A 21077-nucleotide genomic window follows, 5' to 3' on the forward strand; every position below is an offset into this window, starting at 1 on the left:
TGATATGGACAATTGGTTTCCTTCAGGACCCTTGGGAGAACTGAATCTATGGCCGAAACGCAGAACGATCCCCTGCTGCCGGGATACTCGTTTAACGCGCACCTTGTGGCGGGGCTGACCCCTATCGAGGCTGAGGGATATCTCGACTTTTACGTCGACCGACCGCTCGGGATGAAAGGGTATATCCTCAACCTGACCGTGCGGGGGGAAGGGATCATCAAGAACGGTGACCAGCAGTTCGTCTGCCGCCCGGGGGATATCCTGCTGTTCCCGCCGGGGGAGATCCACCACTATGGCCGTCATCCGGATGCCAAAGAGTGGTATCACCAGTGGGTATACTTCCGTCCGCGCGCCTACTGGCAGGAGTGGCTTTCCTGGCCGGCTATTTTTGCACACACCGGGTTTTATCGCCCGGATGAGGTGCATCTGGCGCAGTTTCGCGAGCTTTTTGCCCAGATAATCGAGGCGGGGCAGGCTGGTGGACGCTATGCCGAACTGCTGGCGATAAACCTCCTTGAACAGCTGCTGCTGCGACGGATGGAGGCGATTAACGCGTCGCTGAATCCGCCGCTGGATAACCGCGTGCGCGACGCCTGCCAGTACATCAGCGACCACCTGGCCGATAGCCAGTTTGATATTGCCAGCGTCGCCCAGCACGTCTGCCTGTCGCCGTCGCGGCTGTCGCACCTGTTCCGCCAGCAGCTTGGCGTCAGCGTACTGAGCTGGCGCGAGGATCAGCGCATCAGCCAGGCGAAGCTGCTGCTCAGCACCACCCGGATGCCCATCGCCACCGTGGGGCGCAACGTGGGCTTTGAGGATCAGCTCTATTTCTCCCGCGTATTTAAAAAATGCACCGGTGCCAGCCCCAGTGAATTTCGCGCGGGATGTGAATAAACGGTAAAAAAAGATAAACAAACAGGTGAATGCGGAAAGCAACCTGTAAACTATTCAGACAATTGTTGCCTTGACGCGGTGCGGGGCGCTAAGCAGAATCGCTGATTCGTTTTCTGACCGGAATAGTTATGCAGGCATTGCTGGAACACTTTATTACCCAGTCCGTTATGTACTCGCTCATCGCCGTGGCGCTGGTGGCGTTTCTGGAATCGCTGGCGCTTGTCGGGTTAATCCTGCCCGGCACCGTGATGATGGCGGGGCTTGGGGCGCTTATCGGCAGCGGTGAGGTCAATTTCTGGCAGGCATGGCTGGCCGGGATTATCGGCTGTCTGCTGGGGGACTGGATCTCATTCTGGCTGGGCTGGCGCTTTAAGAAGCCGTTGCACCGCTGGTCGTTCATGAAAAAGAACAAAGCGTTGCTCGATAAAACCGAGCATGCGCTGCACCAGCACAGCATGTTTACCATCCTCGTGGGCCGCTTTGTTGGGCCAACGCGTCCGCTGGTGCCGATGGTGGCCGGGATGCTGGATCTCCCCGTCGCGAAATTTGTGGTGCCGAACATTATCGGCTGCGTCTTCTGGCCGCCGTTCTACTTCCTGCCGGGTATTCTGGCCGGTGCGGCGATTGATATTCCTGACGGCATGCAAAGCAGTGAGTTTAAGTGGCTGCTGCTGGGCACGGCGGTGCTGCTGTGGCTGGCGGTCTGGCTCTGCTGGCGGCTGTGGCGCAGCGCGAAAGCGAGCGTCGATCGCCTGACGCGCTATCTTCCGCGCTCTCGTCTTTTGTGGCTGGCCCCGCTGACGCTGGGTGTGGCCGTGGTGGCGCTTGTGGCGCTGATTCGCCACCCGCTGATGCCGGTGTACGGTGAGATCCTGTTGAAAGTTGTGAGCCGTTAAGCGCCGGGCGGCACTGCGTTTGCCCGGCCTACGGTTTTATACCCAATAATCCAGAAGCGCTTTCTTTTCCGCTCATTAATGCTTCTGTTGCTCCATCCCACAAAATGCGTCCCTCCGCGATCACCACCGATCGCGGCGCAATCCGTGCGGCATCTTCGATACTGTGCGACACCATCAGCATCGTAAGCTGTTGGCGCTGGCAGACCTCCTGCACCAGGGCGAGCATCTCCTGGCGCAGCGCGGGATCGAGCGCCGAGAACGGCTCATCCAGCAGCAGCAGCGGCTGCTCGCGCACCAGACAACGCGCCAGCGCCACGCGCTGACGCTGGCCGCCGGAGAGCTCGCCCGGCAGCCTGTCGATGAATTCAGCGATCCCCATCTGTGCGGCAATCACTTCAAGTTTTTCGCGTTGGGCATCGTTCAGCCTGAGCCCCGGATGCATTCCCAGCGCGATGTTTTGCCGCACCGTCAGATGGGTAAACAGGTTGTTTTCCTGAAACAGCATCGACACAGGACGTTTAGCCGGAGGGGCGTTGGTGAAATCACGATTATCGATGGCTATCGACCCACTGGCAGGTTGCAGAAAACCGGCGATCAAATTGAGCAAGGTGCTTTTCCCGGCACCGCTTGGGCCAAGCACCGCAATCCGCTCGCCCTGCTGAACGGAGAGCGTAAAGCGCATCGGCAGATGCTGATAGAGCCAGGTTACATCAGTCAGTTTTAACATCACGCCCCGGGAGTTTTTCGATAACGGTAAATAAGGCAAAGCACAGCAGCAGCAGTAACAGCGCGGTAACCGCGCCGTCCTGACTGCGGTAAGAGCCGATTTGCTGATAAAGCCAGTACGGCAGCGTGCGGAAATCGTCATTACCGAACAGCGCCACGACCCCAAAGTCTCCAATGGAGAGCACGCAGGCAAACGCCAGCGCCTGAGCCAGCGGACGTTTTAGCGCGCGCAGTTCCACAACCTTCAGCCGCTGCCAGCCCTGCATGCCCAGCGACTGACACAGCAAACCGTAGCGGCTATTGACGTCGCGCATCGGGTTTTCCAGCACCTTAAGCGCGTAGGGGATGGCCATTAAGGCGTTAGTGAATATCACAATGCCATCGGCCCTTTCCGGCAGGCCGAGGGTGCTGTTGAACAGTAAAAAGAAGCCCGTTGCCAGCACGATCCCCGGCATCGCCAGTATCAGCATGCCCGTCAGTTCCAGCATTTGTCCGGCTTTTTGCGCCTGGCGGGCGTAGAGCTCACGGCTGCTCCACAGCAGCATCATGGTCAGCATAACGCACAGCAGTCCGGCAGCCAGCGCTATGCGTACCGAGGTCCAGGTCGCCTGCCAGAGAACGGGCTGTTGCAGGACGGATATAAGATTGAGGTTCAGGCCGTCAACGATAACGGCCAGCAGCGGCGGCAGCAACAGCAGCAGCGCCAGCGCGATCAGGATAACATCGCTGATGCGGCTGTGCAGGCTGTCCTGCGGATCGCGCCAGCCGGTTATTTGATGACTACCTGCGGGAATGGCTTTACTCAGCCGCTGGCTCAACAGCACCAGCACCAGACAGCACGCCATCTGGACTATCGCCAGCAGTGCGGCGCGACCGGGATCGTAGTCGTAACTCAGCGCCTGGTAAATCGCCAGCTCAATGGTGGTGGCCTGCGGCCCGCCGCCAAGTGACAGCACGGTGGCAAAGCTGGCAAAGCAGAGCATAAAGATTAATGCCGCCACGGGCGGGAGCTGGCGGCGCAGCCACGGCCATTCGACAAAACGGAAGAACGACCAGCCGCGCATGCCGAGCTGGGCGGCAATCTGCCGCTGCTCGCCGGGAATGTTCTCCAGCGCCTGCAAAAAGAGGCGCGTTGCCATCGGCATATTGAAAAACACGTGCGCCAGCAGAATGCCCTGCAGTCCGTAAGGCGAGAATGACCACTCAATACCAAGCTGGGCGAACAGCGAGGCCAGCCAGCCCTGACGACCGTAAACGCTCAGAATACCAAATACCGCTACCAGCACGGGCAGGATCAGCGTCATGGCGCACAGGCGCAGCAGGGCCTGCCTGCCGGGGAAACGCCGCCGATAGAGCGCGCGTGCAAGAAAAATAGCCGGGATCGCCGACAGCAGGGCAGAAAGAGACGCCTGCCAGAAGGAGAACCGGATAACGTGCCAGAGGTAGCTGTCGTGCCAGAGGGCGAGCAGGTCGCTCTCCGGTGCGTTAAACCACAGCGCAAGAAAGGCTCCCAGACTGACCGTCACCATCACGACGGCGGCGAGCAATCCGGGGAGTAACCAGCCGGGAATTAACGGCTGACGGCGCGTTGCCATTCGCTTACCCATGCGGCACGCTGCGCGGCGACCTGCTGCGGCGTAAACTCCAGCGAGGTTTTCGGCTTGGTCAACTGTTCAAAACCTGCAGGCAGCGCAACGCTGGTGACCGGATACATCCAGTTGCCCGCTGGAATGGCGTTCTGGAATGCCGGTGAAACCATAAACTTCAGGAACTTCTCGGCCAGTTCCGGCTGTTTGCTGGCGGCGGTACGCGCGGCCACTTCCACCTGCAGATAGTGCCCTTCCGCAAAATCAGCCGCAGCATAGTTGTCTTTCTTCTCGGCGATAATGTGGTAGGCCGGGGAGGTGGTGTAGCTCAGCACCAGATCGTTTTCGCCTTTCAGGAACAGGCCATAGGCTTCGCTCCAGCCTTTGGTTACGGTGACGGTTTTGGCGGCCAGCTTCTGCCACGCTTCCGGCGCCTTATCGCCGTAGACTTTCTGCATCCACAGCAGCAGGCCCAGGCCCGGCGTGCTGGTCCGCGGATCTTCGTAAATCACGCGCCACTTCTGGTCGCTTTCCACCAGCTCTTTCAGGCTCTTCGGCGGGTTTTTCAGCTTGTTTTTATCGTAGACGAAAGCAAAGTAGCCGTAGTCGAACGGCACAAAGGTGTCGTTCTTCCAGCCGCCCGGCACGTTAACGGCCTCTGCCGCGACGCCGCTTTTGGCAAAGAGTTTGGTTTGCGAGGCGGCTTCCAGCAGGTTGTTATCCAGCCCGAGCACCACGTCGGCCTTGCTGTTTTTGCCTTCCATGCGCAGGCGGTTGAGCAGCGAAACGCCATCTTCCAGCGCCACGAACTTCAGCTCGCAGTTGCAGTCCGCTTCAAAGGCTTTTTTGACAACCGGGCCAGGGCCCCAGTCGGCGGAGAAGGAGTCGTAGGTGTAGACCGTCAGAACGGGCTTGGCTAAAGCGGGCAGCGCGAACAGCGCGAACAGCGCCAGCAGGGGGAGAACTTTTTTTAACACTTTGCACCTCAGGGTTGAGTGGCAAAGGATTTTGAGCGACAGCCTCAAATCCCTTCGCCGGCGTTATCCGGATCAGGTTCGACGGGTATTATCTCAGCGCACATCTGTGATGCAGCACCCCGTTGAGAACGGCGCTATTGTAATGATTTGGTGAATATTACGAAAGCGTTATGGCTCCGGGGGCGCAAACCAGGCGGATTTAAAATCAAACCAGCCCAGGGTGTTCATCCGCAGGCCGCGCATGCTGCGCTGGCCCTGGATCATCAGCCAGTGGTGGATCAGCGGGACGATCGCCTGCTCGGTCAGCAGCTGCTGGCACCACACGGCAAGATTCATCTCGCCCGCACGCCACAGGGCGGCATCCTGCTGCCAGTCCCGGTCGATGCAGTGCTGGATCAGCGGGACTTCATACAAATGCGAGAAGAGGGAAAAATCGAGCGGCAGGGTAAAGTTAGCGCTGTTGAGCCAGATATCGCTGGCGATTTCCCCCTGATGCCATTCGTCATAGTCCACTTCCCTGATGTCCAGCCTGACTCCCTCCGCTGCCAGCAGGCGGGTCATGATTCTGGCGATAAAACGATGCTCAACATGATCGCGGTAGTAGGTCAGGGTGATGGACTCCAGCCCTGCGGGTTTGTCGCAGCGCGTTGGTCGGGCATGGTGCCAGCGCGGAAGCAGGCCGTACGCCGGGAACCAGTATGTCTGGTATTGCTCTTCCGCATGGTAGATAAGATTGGAAGGAGACAGCACGTGGCTGATCCACTTGCGGACAGCCGGGTTTGCCCCACGGTGGGTGCGGCGGTCAAAGAGGAGATAGTAGCAGCCCTCCTCCAGGCGGCTCTCCACGGCCTTTTCTCCGGTGGTGGGGCCTTCAAGCGTCAGCCCGCAGCTCAGGTCTTCATTGAGATCCGGCAATACCCACACGTTCACTTCGTCGATCAGCGCCCGATAGCCAAAGTAGTCATCGAACGCGCGGATTTTCAGCTGGTTGCTGTTATTGCGGGAGACGGAGTAGGGCCCGGTGCCAATCGGCTGGCTGGCAAAATTGTTCAATGATTCCCACTCGGCGGGCAAAATCATTGAGGGCACATAGCCCAGCAGCCAGGGAAGCCACTTGTCCTGCTGCGACAGCTCAATATCCAGCGTCCAGGCCGTGGGGGAGTGGATGCGCGAAATATGCGAGTAGAGCGGCAGCCTGCGGGCGCGTTCCAGAGAGGCGATGACGTCGTGCATCTCCAGTTCGCGACCGTGGTGAAAGTGGATGCCCGGGCGTAAGAAGAAGCGCCAGTGGCGCGGGGAAAGCTGTTGCCAGTGGTGCGCGATATCCGCCTCCAGTTCCCCGTTTTCCTCATTTATCCGCGTCAGGCCGCTGAAGATTTGTCGGGCCATGTGGGTTTCAGAACGCCGTAACGCCGTGCCGGGCAACAGATTTTTCATCGGACGGTAGTAGAGCACCCGCAGAATGTGTCGGCCCTGACGAAAACTGCGTCCGAGATGGGAGACCAGCATCTGGCGCACGGCGGCCTTGTCGCCCACCAGCTGGACCAGCTGATCGATACGGTCCTGCTCGAGCAGGTCTTCTGCACGCTGCTGCTGCAATGCCAGCCCGGTGTAGAGAAAGGTCAGCCGCGAGCGTTTCCCGCGTCCCGCCTCCGCTTCCCAGCTTAACCACCCCTGCTGCTGCATGGTATTGAGCAGCGTGCGCATATGGCGGCGGGAACAGCTAAGCAGGTCAGCCAGCTCGTTGAGCGTGGTTTCCTGCGATTGCCCCTCGCAGCACTGCCAGAGGCGGATAAATTGTTGCTGCAGACGACCGGAAGGCATAAAAGAGGAACTCCTGACAAAAAACCAGCAATTTATTAATCCCTATATTAGGCCAATAATGCATCCCGATGAAGCGAGGAGGTAAATGATGAAGAGGTCTACCGCACGTCAGTTTTATCAGCAGTACTTTTCAGCGACAAAAGGATCGTCCTGGCTGGCCCGCCCGTGTGCAGAGCAACGGCTGAAAATGTTAGAAGAACTGATGCAGTGGGACGTTACGAAACCGGCCTCTTCTCGCTGACTCGCCTCGATCATGTGTGACTGAGTATTGGTGCTAATCACCCGCCAGCAAAATGTTTTTGCTGGCTTTTTTCGTTTATTCTTTCACCCAATTTCGATTCGCTTTCACAAGGACTTGCGCATGCTGTGGTTGATGACGATGGGGCGACGCCTGAACGGCGTGTATGCCGCTTTTATGCTGGTGGCCTTTATGATGGGCGTGGCGGGAGCGCTGCAGGCGCCGACGCTGAGCCTGTTTCTCAGCCGCGAGGTGGGGGCACAGCCGTTCTGGGTGGGGCTGTTTTATACCGTCAACGCGATTGCCGGGATCCTGGTCAGCCTCGCGCTGGCGAAACGATCGGACAGCCAGGGCGATCGCCGCAAGCTGATCCTCTTTTGCTGCGCCATGGCCGTGGGCAACGCGCTGCTCTTTGCCTTTAACCGCCATTACCTGACGCTCATTACCTGCGGCGTGCTGCTGGCCTCTCTTGCGAACACCGCCATGCCGCAGCTGTTCGCGCTGGCCCGCGAATACGCGGATAACTCGGCGCGGGAAGTGGTGATGTTCAGCTCGGTGATGCGTGCCCAGCTCTCGCTGGCGTGGGTCATTGGCCCGCCGCTGGCCTTCATGCTGGCGCTGAACTACGGCTTTACCGCTATGTTTTCCATCGCGGCCGGGATTTTTGTCATCAGCCTGGCGCTGATAGCCTTTGCGCTGCCGTCCGTGGCGCGCGTCGAACAGACAGCGGATAAACCGCTCACCCAGGTGAGCGGCTGGCAGGACAAAAACGTCCGCATGCTGTTTATTGCCTCCACGCTGATGTGGACCTGCAACACCATGTACATCATCGACATGCCGCTGTGGATCAGCAGCGATCTGGGCTTACCGGACAAGCTCGCGGGGATCTTAATGGGGACCGCTGCCGGGCTGGAAATTCCGGCGATGATTCTGGCGGGTTACTACGTTAAGCGCTTTGGAAAGCGTCGGATGATGATCGTCGCCGTGGCGGCCGGGGTGCTGTTTTACGCGGGACTGATCCTTTTCCATTCGCGTGAAGCGCTGCTTGCGCTGCAGCTGTTTAATGCTGTGTTTATTGGCATCGTTGCCGGGATCGGCATGCTCTGGTTCCAGGATCTTATGCCCGGACGCGCAGGCTCTGCGACCACGCTTTTTACCAACAGCATTTCGACCGGAGTGATCCTGGCGGGGGTGATTCAGGGGGCGCTGGCGCAAAGTTACGGGCATGGCTCAGTTTACTGGATGATTGCCGCGATTTCGGTGGTTACGCTTGGGCTGACTTGCCGGGTTAAGGATGTCTGATTCTGGAAGGCGGCTTCACGAAACAAATCAATGGCCCGCTTTTTGCGGGCCATTGTCTTTAGCCCATAAACGCAGGCTGTTTTTTCTCGTACGCGGAGATGGCGTCTTCGTGCTGGAGCGTCAAACCAATGCTGTCCAGACCGTTCAGCATGCAGTGGCGGCGGAACGCATCAATGCTGAAGCTGTAGGTTTTATCCCCGGCTTTCACCACTTCCGCTTCCAGATCCACTTCAAACGACATGCCCGGATTTGCCTTAACCAGCGCGAACAATTCATCGACCTGTTCGTCGCTCAGCGTCACCGGCAGCAGCTGGTTGTTGAAGCTGTTGCCGTAAAAGATATCCGCGAAGCTGGGGGCAATGACCACCTTAAAGCCGTAGTCTGTCAACGCCCAGGGGGCGTGTTCACGCGACGAGCCGCAGCCAAAGTTTTCCCGCGCCAGCAGGATGGTTGCGCCTTTGTATTCCGGGAAGTTCAGAACGAATTCCGGATTAGGCACCTCGCCTTTATCGTCCAGGAAACGCCAGTCGTTGAACAGGTGCGCGCCAAAGCCGGTGCGGGTCACCTTCTGCAAAAACTGCTTAGGAATGATCGCGTCCGTATCAACGTTAGCGGCGTCCAGCGGGACAACACGGCCCGTATGTTGGGTAAATTTCTCTGCCATGATTGTCTCCTTATTTCAGGCTGCGAATGTCGGCGAAATGGCCGGTGACTGCCGCAGCGGCGGCCATTGCCGGGCTGACCAGATGGGTACGCCCACCGCGGCCCTGACGGCCTTCAAAGTTACGGTTGCTGGTGGAGGCACAGCGCTCACCCGGATTCAGGCGATCGTTATTCATGGCCAGGCACATGGAGCAGCCAGGCAGGCGCCACTCGAATCCTGCTTCGATAAAGATCTTATCCAGACCTTCGGCTTCCGCCTGGGCTTTCACCGGACCGGAGCCTGGAACCACCAGCGCCTGCACGCCCGGTGCGACTTTACGGCCTTTGGCAATCTCTGCCGCCGCACGCAAATCTTCGATACGGGAGTTGGTGCAGGAGCCGATAAATACCTTATCAATGGTCACGTCGGTCAACGGTACGCCGGGTTTCAGCCCCATATAGGCCAGCGCTTTTTCCGCACTGGCGCGCTCGACCGGATCGGCGAAGGAGGCCGGATCGGGAATGGCGTCGTTGACGGAAATTACCTGGCCCGGGTTGGTTCCCCAGGTCACCTGAGGGGCAATCTCTTCTGCCTGCAGCGTGACAACGGTATCAAACGTTGCCCCGTCGTCGGTTTTCAGGATTTTCCAGTACGCTACCGCGTCGTCAAAATCCTGGCCTTTCGGCGCGTGCAGACGGCCCTTCACATAGTTGAAGGTCGTTTCATCTGGCGCGACCAGACCGGCTTTGGCGCCCATCTCAATGGCCATATTGCACAGGGTCATGCGACCCTCCATGCTCAGCGCCTGAATCGCGTCGCCGCAGAATTCAACGACGTGGCCGGTACCGCCTGCGCTGCCGGTTTTACCGATGATCGCCAGCACGATGTCTTTCGCGGTAATGCCAGGTGCCGCTTTGCCCTTCACTTCAATCTTCATCGTTTTGGCGCGGCCCTGCTTCAGGGTCTGCGTCGCCAGCACGTGTTCAACTTCAGACGTGCCAATCCCGAACGCCAGGGCGCCAAACGCGCCGTGGGTTGCGGTATGGGAGTCGCCGCAGACGATGGTCATGCCCGGCAGGGTAATTCCCTGCTCTGGCCCCATCACGTGAACGATGCCCTGATAGGGGTGGTTCAGATCGTACAGCTCAACGCCAAATTCGTTGCAGTTCTTGATCAGCTCCTGCATCTGGATACGCGCCATCTCACCCGAGGCATTAATGTCTTTGGTCTGGGTGGAAACGTTGTGATCCATCGTCGCGAAGGTTTTACCCGGCTGACGTACCGGGCGCTTGTGCGCGCGCAGGCCGTCAAATGCCTGAGGAGAGGTCACTTCGTGTACCAGATGACGGTCAATGTACAGCAGTGGGGTTTCGTTTGGTGCCTCGTAGACAACGTGCGCATCAAACAATTTTTCGTATAACGTTTTGGCCATGATTACACCCCTTCAGCGACATAGCGGGCAATAATGTCGCCCATTTCATCGGTACTGACTGCCGCCGCGCCGCGTGATAAATCACCGGTACGAACGCCTTCTTCTAACGCCCGGTTAATGGCATTTTCAATTGCGGTTGCTGCATCGCCTGCATCCAGGCTGTAGCGCAGCAGCAGGGCCAGAGAGAGGATCTGCGCAATCGGGTTAGCGATATTTTTGCCCGCAATATCCGGCGCGGAACCGCCTGCCGGCTCGTACAGGCCAAAACCTTCTTCATTCAGGCTGGCGGATGGCAGCATGCCCATAGAGCCGGTGATCATCGCGCACTCGTCTGACAAAATGTCGCCGAACAGGTTGGAGCACAGCAGCACGTCAAACTGGGACGGATCTTTAATCAGCTGCATGGTCGCGTTGTCGATGTACATGTGCGACAGCTCAACGTCCGGGTACTGCTTCGCGACTTCGCTGACGATCTCGCGCCACAAGATGGAAGACTGCAGCACGTTCGCTTTATCAATGGAGGTCACTTTATGGCGGCGCTTGCGCGCTGACTCAAAGGCGATATGGGCGATACGTTCAATTTCGAAGCGGTGATAGACCTCAGTGTCGAACGCCTTCTCATGCTGGCCGCTGCCTTCGCGCCCTTTTGGCTGACCGAAATAGATCCCGCCGGTCAGTTCACGCACGCACAGAATGTCGAAGCCGTTGGCGGCGATATCCGCGCGCAGCGGGCAGAACTCTTCCAGGCCCTGATACAGCTTCGCCGGACGCAGGTTGCTGAACAGCTTGAAATGTTTACGCAGCGGCAGCAGCGCGCCGCGCTCTGGCTGCTCTGCAGGCGGCAGGTGTTCCCACTTCGGGCCACCGACGGAACCAAACAGCACGGCATCGGCATTTTCACAGCCTTCCACGGTCGCTTTCGGCAGTGGCGTACCGTGGTTATCAATCGCAATACCGCCCACATCGTAGTGGCTGGTGGTGATTTTCATCGCAAAACGCGCGCGAACGGCTTCCAGTACTTTCAGCGCCTGTGCCATCACTTCCGGGCCAATACCGTCGCCCGGTAACACAGCAATATGGTAATTCTTCGACATTACACGGTTTCCTTGTTGTTCTCTTTATTCTGAGCTTTGCGTTGCAACTCTTTTTCGACTTCGGCGGCGCGCCAGATGTTGTTCAGCACATGCACCATCGCTTTCGCGGAGGATTCAACGATATCGGTCGCCAGGCCCACGCCATGGAAACGGCGGCCATTGTGGGTCACAACAATGTCGACCTGGCCCAGCGCATCTTTGCCGTGGCCCTTGGCCGTCAGGTCATATTTCACCAGCTCAACGTCGTACTCGGTGACGCGGTTGATCGCCTGATAAATGGCATCCACAGGGCCGTTTCCGTTCGCCGCTTCGGCCTTAATTTCATCACCGCAGGCCAGCTTGACAGAGGCAGTGGCGATGTCGCTGGAGCCAGACTGCACGTTGAAGTAATCCAGACGGAAGTGCTCTGGCTCTTCCTGCTGCTTGTTAATAAAGGCCAGCGCTTCCAGGTCGTAGTCGAACACCTGACCTTTTTTATCGGCCAGCTTCAGGAAAGCGTCGTACAGCTGATCCATGTTGTAATCACTGTCCTTATAACCCATCTCTTCCATGCGGTGCTTCACCGCCGCACGGCCGGAACGCGAGGTCAGGTTCAACTGGACCTGATTCAGGCCAATGGATTCCGGGGTCATAATTTCGTAGTTTTCACGGTTCTTCAGCACGCCATCCTGGTGAATACCGGAGGAGTGCGCGAAGGCGCCCGTGCCGACGATCGCTTTGTTGGCCGGAATCGGCATGTTGCAAATCTGGCTGACGGTCTGGCTGGTGCGCCAGATCTCGTTGTGATTGATGCGGGTGTGCACGTCCATGATGTCTTTGCGCACTTTGATCGCCATGATCACTTCTTCCAGCGAGCAGTTGCCCGCGCGTTCACCGATACCGTTCATCGCGCCTTCTACCTGACGCGCGCCGGCGTGGACGGCTGCGATGGCATTGCCCACGGCCAGACCCAAATCATCGTGGGTGTGGACGGAGATAATCGCTTTATCAATGTTCGGTACGCGGTCATACAGGCCGGTGATGATATTGGCGAACTCAAACGGCATGGTGTAGCCGACGGTGTCCGGGATGTTGATAGTTTTGGCACCGGCATTGATGGCGGCTTCCACCACACGGGCCAGATCTTCAATTGGCGTGCGGCCCGCATCTTCACAGGAGAATTCAACGTCATCGGTGTAGTTGCGTGCGCGTTTCACCATATATACCGCGCGCTCAATCACCTCATCCAGCGTACTGCGCAGCTTGGTGGCGATGTGCATAGGTGAGGTGGCAATAAAGGTGTGAATACGGAACGCTTCGGCCACTTTCAGCGACTCAGCCGCGACGTCGATATCTTTTTCAACACAGCGTGCCAGACCGCACACGCGGCTGTTTTTAATGGTGCGGGCGATAGTCTGGACGGATTCGAAATCACCCGGAGACGAGACCGGGAAACCCACCTCCATAACGTCGACACCCATACGTTCGAGAGCCAGCGCGATCTGCAGTTTCTCTTTTACACTCAGGCTTGCCTGTAATGCCTGTTCACCGTCACGTAAAGTAGTATCGAAAATAATGACTTGCTGGCTCATGGGTTAGGTCCTTGTCAGTCTTAGGGCGCCTTGCTACGAGCATAAAAAAACCCGCGCAGTGGCGCGGGTTTTTAGTCTTACTGGTGACGATTCAACGCTGAATTTCGCCCGCCAGTCTACCGCGCACAGTGGATGCGTTTAGTAGTAGTAGACCGGTGAAACGAATGGTGCGAATCATGAATCGTGCTCCGTTAAATTCAATATGCTTTTAGTGGTACTGGATACGCCAGTTGATGTCAACCCCTGATGATAAAAACGGGCCCGACGGGCGTAATCAGCAGGATAATTACTTTAGCTAATTGTGCTGGTTTTGGCTTTTACGACCCGACTAATTGTCTAATTTTGGACTGAAGAAAACAGTTGCAGAAACAAATAAATATAATTGTTTCAAATGAGTGACGCGCGTTACTGAGAATGTTCTGTACGTAAAGGGTTTTAATATCATTAAGTTATAATCATGGTGAATCTATTGCGCTTCAATGAAAAACGAAAAGAGATAACATGTTATTAACTAACTGCAGAGCGGTGGCGATAACAGTTTAATAATACTTAAGTCATCATTAACCTGGCGGTCATTGTGTATTTGTTTGGTTTATGGTTTCATTTCAATCCTAAAGTCAAACATATCATTTGCGCTATTTTCTTTTCGTTTATATAGCGTCTTTATATATTCTGAATTTTAAATAATTATCTTTCGCTGATCGTATTTGCATGATAAATCATATTTTTCGAGATGATTAGCGTACGTTGGCAAAGGGAGTTTAGCGTGACAGTGGAGTCAGAAGTGCCAGAAAATAATATTAAACAACCTCAAGCTACTGATGGGATTAAACCGCAGTTACGCACGGTGGATCTTAATCTTCTGACGGTGTTTGATGCGGTCATGCAGGAACAGAATATCACCCGCGCCGCCCAGGCGTTGGGGATGTCGCAACCTGCTGTGAGTAATGCCGTTGCCAGACTCAAGCTCATGTTTAACGACGAATTATTCGTTCGTTACGGGAGGGGGATCCAGCCTACGGCACGCGCTTTCCAGCTGTTCGGTTCCATCCGCCAGGCGTTGCAGTTGGTGCAAAATGAGCTGCCGGGATCGGGCTTTGAACCCTTGAGCAGCGAGCGCGTATTCCATCTTTGTGTCTGCAGTCCATTAGATAATTATTTAACGTCGATTATTTATAATAAAGTCGAAGAAATCGCACCAAATATCAATCTGGTTTTTAAATCATCCCTGAATCAAAACACGGAACATCAGTTACGCTATCAGGAGATCGAATTCGTTCTGGGGTATGAAGAGTTCCGTCGTCCGGAATTTTCCTGCGTACCGCTCTTTAAAGATGAAATGGTTCTCGTCGCCAGTAAAAAACACCCACGTCTGAATTCTCCGCTGCGAGAACACGATGTTTATAACGAACAGCACGCCGTTGTTGCTCTCGACAGATATGCTTCCTTTAGCCTGCCGTGGTATGACACTGCGGATAAACAGGCGTGCGTTGCTTATCAGGGCATGGCCATGGTCAGCGTATTAAACGTGGTCTCCCAGACACAGCTGGTGGCGATTGCACCGCGCTGGCTGGCAGAAGAGTTTTCTGACCCATTAAATCTGCAAATTTTGCCACTGCCGCTCAAGTTAAATAGCCGAACCTGTTATCTCTCCTGGCATGAAGCGGCCGGACGGGATAAAGGACACCAGTGGATGGAAGAGTTGCTGGTTGGTATCTGTCGCCGGTAAACGCATCGGGATAAATCGCATCGGATCATGTGATTTATCCTGAGTTTTTTTGGATAGTTGCTATTTTGTTCTGTGAGTCTTTTTTTCGGGCGGCTCTTCGGCACGCAAAAATAGATGATTTCCTGCATTGTCCTGCTTTTCAGCGATGATTTATCACACCGTCCTCTATTCTCAGAGGAATTAACCATATCTTCTGTTAACGGCTGCGTTTTCTGCTTTACGCACCGTTTATCTCCCCGGGTTTGCTAATTGCCTGCCTCATAACGAGCGGTTAAGGTAAAGAACACTCTGCAAAATATAAGATTGGTTCATCCCAATCGTAAGACGGTGCGGAAATGAATTCGGCAGTCCGTCTATAACAAAATGCCTGGAGGCAAAGCATGGAGATGTTGTCTGGTGCGGAAATGGTCGTGCGGTCGCTGATCGATCAGGGCGTAAAGCAAGTGTTCGGCTACCCTGGCGGCGCGGTCCTCGATATTTATGATGCCCTCCATACGGTAGGGGGCATTGACCATGTTCTGGTACGTCACGAGCAGGCGGCCGTACACATGGCCGACGGTCTGGCGCGTGCGACGGGTGAAGTGGGCGTGGTACTGGTCACGTCCGGCCCCGGCGCGACAAACGCCATTACCGGCATTGCGACGGCGTATATGGACTCTATCCCGCTGGTGATCCTCTCCGGGCAGGTAGCCACCTCGCTGATTGGCTACGATGCTTTTCAGGAGTGCGACATGGTCGGGATTTCGCGTCCCGTGGTGAAGCACAGCTTCCTGGTTAAGCAAACCGAAGATATTCCCGGCGTACTGAAAAAAGCCTTCTGGCTGGCGGCAAGCGGACGCCCGGGACCGGTGGTGGTCGATCTGCCTAAAGACATTCTGAACCCGGCAAACAAGCTGCCTTACGTCTGGCCGGAATCGGTGAGCATGCGTTCTTACAACCCGACAACGCAGGGGCATAAAGGTCAGATCAAGCGGGCGTTGCAAACGCTTCTGGCAGCCAAAAAACCGGTCGTCTATGTCGGGGGCGGAGCGATCAATGCAGCCTGTGAAGCCCAGCTTCGTGAACTGATTGAAAAACTCAACCTTCCTGTTGCGTCGTCGCTGATGGGGCTGGGGGCGTTTCCCGCCACCCACCGCCAGGCGCTGGGTATGCTGGGTATGCACGGTACCTATGAAGCCAACATGACGATGCATCACTCCGATGTGATCTTTGCCGTCGGTGTGCGTTTTGACGATCGTACCACCAACAACCTGGCGAAATATTGCCCGAATGCCACCGTGCTGCATATTGATATCGATCCGACGTCAATATCTAAAACGGTGTCGGCTGATGTGCCGATCGTCGGTGATGCCCGTCAGGTTCTGGAACAGATGCTGGAGCTGCTGGCCCAGGAGAAAGCGACCCAGCCGCTGGATGAGATCCGCGACTGGTGGCAGCAGATTGAACAGTGGCGCGCGCGTCAGTGCCTGAAATATGACACACAGAGCGAAAACATTAAGCCGCAGGCGGTCATCGAAGCGGTGTGGCGACTGACGAAAGGTGAAGCGTATGTGACCTCAGACGTGGGCCAGCACCAGATGTTTGCTGCCCTGTATTATCCGTTTGATAAACCGCGACACTGGATCAACTCGGGTGGCTTAGGCACCATGGGCTTTGGTCTGCCTGCCGCGCTGGGCGTGAAGCTGGCCCTGCCGGATGAAACCGTCGTCTGCGTGACCGGAGACGGTAGTATCCAGATGAACATTCAGGAGCTGTCTACCGCGCTGCAGTATGAACTGCCGGTTCTCGTGCTGAACCTGAATAACGGCTACCTTGGCATGGTGAAGCAGTGGCAGGATATGATTTATTCTGGCCGCCACTCACAGTCATACATGAAATCGCTGCCGGATTTTGTTCGTCTTGCTGAAGCTTACGGCCATGTTGGCATGCGGGTAACCGATCCGGCCGAGCTGGAAACGAAGCTCGCACAAGCGCTTGAGCACGTTAAAAACAACCGCCTCGTCTTTATGGATGTGATTGTTGATGGAACCGAGCACGTCTATCCGATGCATATTCGGGGTGGTGGTATGGATGAAATGTGGTTAAGCAAAACGGAGAGAACCTGATATGCGCCGGATATTATCAGTTTTACTGGAAAACGAGTCTGGCGCACTGTCGCGCGTCATTGGCCTTTTTGCGCAGCGCGGCTATAACATTGAAAGCCTGACCGTCGCCCCGACGGAAGACCCAACGCTGTCGCGCATGACGATCCAAACCGTCGGCGACGCTAAGGTGCTTGAACAGATTGAGAAACAGCTGCATAAGCTGGTCGACGTGCTGCGCGTGAGCGAGCTGGGGCAAGGGGCCTACGTTGAACGTGAGGTCATGCTGGTGAAAATTCAGGCCAGCGGCTACGGGCGTGAAGAAGTCAAACGCAATGCGGATATTTTCCGCGGACAGATTATCGACGTCACGCCTTCTCTTTATACCGTTCAGCTGGTCGGGACGAGCGACAAGCTGGATGCGTTCCTGGCGTCCGTACGGGATGTCGCAAAAATTGTCGAGGTGGCGAGATCGGGGGTTGTGGGTCTGTCACGCGGCGAGAAAATCATGCGTTAGTTGTCAAAAAGGTTCGCCTCTTTCTGCCCGGTCACCAAAGCCGGGCTTTTTTTTGCGTAATCAGCCGACAACGCAGATAAAAGCGGTTGCCGCGAAGGCTTTTCTGCGTTTAGATGTTAAAAGATTTAACCATAACCTTGACAGGGCCATGGACTCTTTTCTTTTTTTAAGGGGCAATTGTGAAACTGGATGAAATCGCCCGGCTAGCCGGCGTGTCACGAACAACGGCCAGCTATGTGATTAACGGTAAAGCAAAGCAGTACCGTGTCAGCGACAAGACCGTTGAAAAAGTTATGGCGGTGGTTCGTGAACATAACTACCATCCGAATGCTGTCGCAGCCGGTCTGCGCGCCGGGCGCACCCGCTCTATTGGTCTGGTAATCCCGGACCTGGAAAACACCAGCTATACCCGTATCGCCAACTATCTTGAACGTCAGGCGCGTCAGCGCGGCTATCAACTGCTGATTGCCTGCTCGGAAGATCAGCCTGATAACGAGATGCGCTGCATTGAACATCTGCTTCAGCGCCAGGTGGATGCCATTATTGTTTCGACCTCCTTACCGCCGGAGCATCCTTTCTACCAGCGCTGGGCGAATGATCCGTTCCCGATCGTTGCGCTTGACCGTGCCCTCGATCGCGAGCATTTCACCAGCGTGGTGGGTGCCGATCAGGACGATGCCGAAATGCTGGCCGCAGAGCTGCGGACGTTCCCGGCGGAAACGGTACTGTATTTGGGCGCGCTGCCTGAACTTTCCGTGAGCTTCCTGCGCGAGCAGGGATTCAGAACGGCCTGGAAAGACGATCCGCGCGAGGTTCACTACCTCTATGCCAACAGCTACGAACGTGAAGCCGCCGCGCAGCTGTTCGAAAAATGGCTGGAAACGCATCCGATGCCTCAGGCGCTGTTCACTACCTCGTTTGCGCTCTTGCAGGGTGTCATGGATGTGACCTTACGTCGTGAAGGTAAACTGCCTTCCGATCTGGCGATTGCCACGTTCGGGGATAATGAGCTGCTCGACTTCCTTCAGTGCCCGGTGCTGGCGGTTGCACAGCGCCATCGCGATGTGGCTGAACGCGTGCTGGAGATTGTGCTGGCGAGTCTGGATGAACCCCGCAAACCGAAGCCGGGCCTGACGCGTATCAAACGTAATCTCTACCATCGCGGAATTTTAAGCCGCCAAAAATGAAATGATTGGGGCGGCGAAATCTGCCCCTTTTTGCTGCAATAATTCGTGCAGATAATTCCCGGAGAGAAATTAGGATAATTCTTGGGAGATCATAATCGCCTATTTTTCTTTATTAAATTTGGCTTTTAAATTGCCCTTTAAACAACATCTCAGCGATTTTAAACGGCACTCTTTGTATTATTTTGTTACAAACCCTCTTCGGTCGATGAATATTCAGACGTTTTTTCCTCTTCCTTTGACAGCTTACGCGATAACCACTGCGCTTACCGCTCGCCTGAGTGAATCTGGCGCTGTCATCCCCTGAGAATCTGTCATAAAATGCTGCCCGCGTCGCAAACTGACACTTTATATTTATCTGCGATGATATTGAGTGAGCCTTAACGCTAGTGTGCATATTCGGTTTTTTTCTTACAAATATTCATAACGTTAATTTTGCCTCGCCAGTTGTGCAGTTATTAACCAGGACTGTTTATCTCTGTAAATAGAGGGCTTTCGAGTCCTTATGCCGAGAGTCCTGGCTTGACAAGCTTTTCCCTCGCTCCGTAAACTCCTTTAGGTGGGAATTTGTGGGTTAAAGTGGTGAGGAGGGGTGAGACTGGCATGTTCCGTGGAGCTACGTTAGTCAATCTCGACAGTAAAGGGCGTTTATCGGTACCAACCCGATACCGCGACCAGCTGATTGAGAACGCTGCGGGTCAAATGGTTTGCACCATTGACATTAACTCCCTCTGCCTGCTGCTTTACCCCCTGCCTGAATGGGAAATTATTGAGCAAAAGCTGTCGCGACTGTCGAGCATGAACCCGCAGGAACGCCGCGTGCAGCGGTTGTTATTGGGACATGCCAGTGAATGTCAGATGGATAACGCAGGGCGATTACTGATCGCGCCTGTGTTACGGCAACATGCCGGTCTGACCAAAGAAGTGATGCTGGTCGGGCAGTTCAACAAATTTGAACTGTGGGATGAAACGACCTGGTATCAACAGGTCAAGGAAGATATCGACGCTGAGCAGTCTGATTCCGCGACATTATCGGAACGGCTGCAGGACTTGTCTCTATAAATATGATGGAAAATTATAAACATAAAACGGTGTTACTGGACGAGGCTGTTAACGGCCTGAATATTCGTCCGGATGGCATCTACATTGATGGCACTTTTGGTCGCGGTGGTCACTCGCGTTTGATCCTCTCCCAACTGGGTGAGGAGGGGCGTCTGCTGGCAATCGATCGCGATCCGCAGGCAATTGCCGTTGCACAGACTATCAATGACCCACGCTTTTCCATCGTGCATGGACCTTTTTCTGCGCTCGCGGACTATGTGGCTGAGCGCGGCCTGACGGGCAAGATCGACGGGATTCTTCTCGATCTTGGCGTCTCTTCACCCCAACTTGATGATGCTGAACGCGGTTTCTCCTTTATGCGCGATGGTCCGCTGGACATGCGTATGGACCCGACTCGCGGCCAGTCTGCCGCCGAGTGGTTACAGACCGCTGATGAAGCGGATATTGCATGGGTCATCAAAACCTTCGGCGAAGAGCGCTTTGGCAAACGTATTGCGCGCGCCATTGTTGAGCGCAATCGCATTGAGCCGATGACCCGCACCAAAGAGTTGGCCGAGGTGATCGCGGCGGCAACGCCGGTGAAGGATAAGCACAAACATCCCGCGACCCGTACCTTCCAGGCGGTTCGCATCTGGGTAAACAGTGAACTGGAGGAAATAGAGCTGGCGCTAAAAAGCTCGCTCGACGTGCTGGCCCCGGGTGGGCGGTTATCCATCATCAGCTTCCATTCGCTGGAAGACCGTATTGTGAAACGCTTTATGCGTGAACAAAGCCGCGGTCCACAGGTACCCGCGGGGCTGCCGATGACGGAAGAACAACTCAGGAAGCTGGGTGGCCGTCAGTTGCGAGCATTAGGCAAGTTGATGCCGGGCGAAGAAGAGGTGGCAGAGAATCCACGCGCCCGTAGTTCAGTGCTGCGTGTTGCAGAGAGGACGAACGCATGATCGGCAGAGTGACAGAGACCCTAAGCAAAGTTAAGGATTCGTTAGGAAGCAACGAGCGCCATGCCTTGCCTGGCGTGATCGGCGACGATCTTTTGCGGTTTGGGAAACTGCCACTCTGTCTGTTCATTTGCATCATTGTCACGGCTGTGACGGTGGTCACCACCGCCCACCACACACGTTTATTGACTGCGCAACGCGAGCAGATGGTACTGGAACGCGATGCGCTGGATATTGAATGGCGAAATCTGATCCTTGAAGAAAACGCGCTCGGCGATCACAGCCGGGTTGAACGGATCGCAACGGAAAAGCTGCAGCTGCAGCATGTTGATCCTTCACAGGAAAATATCGTAGTACAAAAATAAGGGAAAACGCGACGC

Annotated in this window: 20 protein-coding genes and 1 riboswitch; of the genes, 11 read left to right on the forward strand and 9 right to left on the reverse strand. The window is 55.7% G+C overall.

Translation table 11 applies throughout. The features are described 5' to 3' along the window. Positions 1 to 48 precede the first annotated feature (48 nt). Both araC and ACOTXI_RS10410 read left to right on the forward strand, forming a co-directional pair. Positions 49 to 894 carry an arabinose operon transcriptional regulator AraC gene (gene araC / locus ACOTXI_RS10405; protein ID WP_023293301.1) on the forward strand — a complete coding sequence of 282 codons (846 nt, stop codon included), beginning with the start codon at positions 49 to 51 and terminating at the stop codon, positions 892 to 894. 128 nt (positions 895 to 1022) lie between these two features. After that, positions 1023 to 1790, forward strand: coding sequence for a DedA family protein (locus ACOTXI_RS10410; protein WP_058654218.1), 768 nt, complete (start codon positions 1023 to 1025; stop codon positions 1788 to 1790). A 28-nt stretch (positions 1791 to 1818) separates the two neighbouring features. Here ACOTXI_RS10410 and thiQ read toward each other — a convergent pair whose 3' ends face one another. The 4 genes from thiQ to sgrR form a co-directional block, all read right to left on the reverse strand. Next, positions 1819 to 2517: a thiamine ABC transporter ATP-binding protein ThiQ gene (gene thiQ, locus ACOTXI_RS10415; RefSeq protein ID WP_025912163.1), complete on the reverse strand. Its 699-nt coding sequence runs from the start codon at positions 2515 to 2517 to the stop codon at positions 1819 to 1821. Next, on the reverse strand, positions 2501 to 4111 hold the full coding sequence (gene thiP, locus ACOTXI_RS10420) for a thiamine/thiamine pyrophosphate ABC transporter permease ThiP (RefSeq protein WP_058654217.1): 1611 nt from the start codon (positions 4109 to 4111) through the stop codon (positions 2501 to 2503). Before thiP ends, thiQ begins: the two co-directional genes overlap by 17 nt. Then, positions 4087 to 5079, reverse strand: coding sequence for a thiamine ABC transporter substrate binding subunit (thiB, locus tag ACOTXI_RS10425; RefSeq protein WP_421633872.1), 993 nt, complete (start codon positions 5077 to 5079; stop codon positions 4087 to 4089). The genes thiP and thiB overlap by 25 nt, the downstream gene beginning before the upstream one ends. Before the next feature lie 31 nt (positions 5080 to 5110). Continuing rightward, positions 5111 to 5211, reverse strand: a riboswitch (TPP riboswitch). A 36-nt stretch (positions 5212 to 5247) separates the two neighbouring features. Then, positions 5248 to 6903 carry an HTH-type transcriptional regulator SgrR gene (gene sgrR, locus ACOTXI_RS10430; RefSeq protein ID WP_058654215.1) on the reverse strand — a complete coding sequence of 552 codons (1656 nt, stop codon included), beginning with the start codon at positions 6901 to 6903 and terminating at the stop codon, positions 5248 to 5250. Positions 6904 to 6991: 88 nt separating this feature from the next. Here sgrR and sgrT point away from each other — a divergent pair, with 88 nt between their 5' ends. Then, positions 6992 to 7144: a glucose uptake inhibitor SgrT gene (gene sgrT, locus ACOTXI_RS10435; protein WP_008502002.1), complete on the forward strand. Its 153-nt coding sequence runs from the start codon at positions 6992 to 6994 to the stop codon at positions 7142 to 7144. 120 nt (positions 7145 to 7264) lie between these two features. Next, entirely contained in the window at positions 7265 to 8443 is a 1179-nt protein-coding gene (locus ACOTXI_RS10440) for a sugar efflux transporter (protein WP_058654214.1), read from the forward strand. A 58-nt stretch (positions 8444 to 8501) separates the two neighbouring features. Here the strand turns inward: ACOTXI_RS10440 and leuD are convergent, their stop codons facing one another. From leuD to leuL, 5 genes are all read right to left on the reverse strand, one after another. Further along, on the reverse strand, positions 8502 to 9107 hold the full coding sequence (gene leuD, locus ACOTXI_RS10445) for a 3-isopropylmalate dehydratase small subunit (RefSeq protein ID WP_021240533.1): 606 nt from the start codon (positions 9105 to 9107) through the stop codon (positions 8502 to 8504). A gap of 10 nt (positions 9108 to 9117) precedes the next feature. Further along, complete coding sequence (gene leuC / locus ACOTXI_RS10450; RefSeq protein WP_058654213.1) at positions 9118 to 10518, reverse strand: 3-isopropylmalate dehydratase large subunit; 1401 nt, start codon at positions 10516 to 10518, stop codon at positions 9118 to 9120. Between the two features lie 2 nt (positions 10519 to 10520). Continuing rightward, positions 10521 to 11612: a 3-isopropylmalate dehydrogenase gene (leuB, locus tag ACOTXI_RS10455; protein WP_021240531.1), complete on the reverse strand. Its 1092-nt coding sequence runs from the start codon at positions 11610 to 11612 to the stop codon at positions 10521 to 10523. Beyond that, positions 11612 to 13183, reverse strand: coding sequence for a 2-isopropylmalate synthase (gene leuA, locus ACOTXI_RS10460; protein WP_021240530.1), 1572 nt, complete (start codon positions 13181 to 13183; stop codon positions 11612 to 11614). Before leuA ends, leuB begins: the two co-directional genes overlap by 1 nt. A 91-nt stretch (positions 13184 to 13274) precedes the next feature. Further along, entirely contained in the window at positions 13275 to 13361 is an 87-nt protein-coding gene (gene leuL, locus ACOTXI_RS10465) for a leu operon leader peptide (RefSeq protein ID WP_071530973.1), read from the reverse strand. 606 nt (positions 13362 to 13967) lie between these two features. On the opposite strand from leuL, the gene leuO reads away from it, so the two are divergent. The 7 genes from leuO to ftsL all read left to right on the forward strand — a co-directional run bounded on the left by leuO (position 13968) and on the right by ftsL (position 21062). Continuing rightward, positions 13968 to 14912: a transcriptional regulator LeuO gene (gene leuO, locus ACOTXI_RS10470; RefSeq protein ID WP_025912169.1), complete on the forward strand. Its 945-nt coding sequence runs from the start codon at positions 13968 to 13970 to the stop codon at positions 14910 to 14912. Between the two features lie 380 nt (positions 14913 to 15292). Continuing rightward, the gene (gene ilvI, locus ACOTXI_RS10475) at positions 15293 to 17017 is read left to right on the forward strand and encodes an acetolactate synthase 3 large subunit (protein WP_008501995.1); all 1725 of its coding nucleotides are present in this window, start codon (positions 15293 to 15295) and stop codon (positions 17015 to 17017) included. Position 17018: 1 nt separating this feature from the next. Continuing rightward, a complete protein-coding gene (gene ilvN / locus ACOTXI_RS10480) occupies positions 17019 to 17510 on the forward strand; it encodes an acetolactate synthase small subunit (protein WP_008501994.1) in 492 nt (163 codons plus the stop codon). Positions 17511 to 17689: 179 nt separating this feature from the next. Continuing rightward, positions 17690 to 18697: a catabolite repressor/activator gene (gene cra / locus ACOTXI_RS10485; RefSeq protein WP_008501993.1), complete on the forward strand. Its 1008-nt coding sequence runs from the start codon at positions 17690 to 17692 to the stop codon at positions 18695 to 18697. A gap of 600 nt (positions 18698 to 19297) precedes the next feature. Further along, on the forward strand, positions 19298 to 19756 hold the full coding sequence (mraZ, locus tag ACOTXI_RS10490; protein ID WP_058654212.1) for a division/cell wall cluster transcriptional repressor MraZ: 459 nt from the start codon (positions 19298 to 19300) through the stop codon (positions 19754 to 19756). A 2-nt stretch (positions 19757 to 19758) separates the two neighbouring features. After that, complete coding sequence (gene rsmH / locus ACOTXI_RS10495; RefSeq protein WP_021240527.1) at positions 19759 to 20700, forward strand: 16S rRNA (cytosine(1402)-N(4))-methyltransferase RsmH; 942 nt, start codon at positions 19759 to 19761, stop codon at positions 20698 to 20700. Beyond that, entirely contained in the window at positions 20697 to 21062 is a 366-nt protein-coding gene (ftsL, locus tag ACOTXI_RS10500; RefSeq protein ID WP_008501989.1) for a cell division protein FtsL, read from the forward strand. The genes rsmH and ftsL overlap by 4 nt, the downstream gene beginning before the upstream one ends. The last annotated feature ends 15 nt before the right edge of the window (positions 21063 to 21077 follow it).

Source organism: Enterobacter cloacae complex sp. BZL2005 (genome assembly GCF_049238885.1).
Lineage (GTDB): Bacteria > Pseudomonadota > Gammaproteobacteria > Enterobacterales > Enterobacteriaceae > Enterobacter > Enterobacter roggenkampii.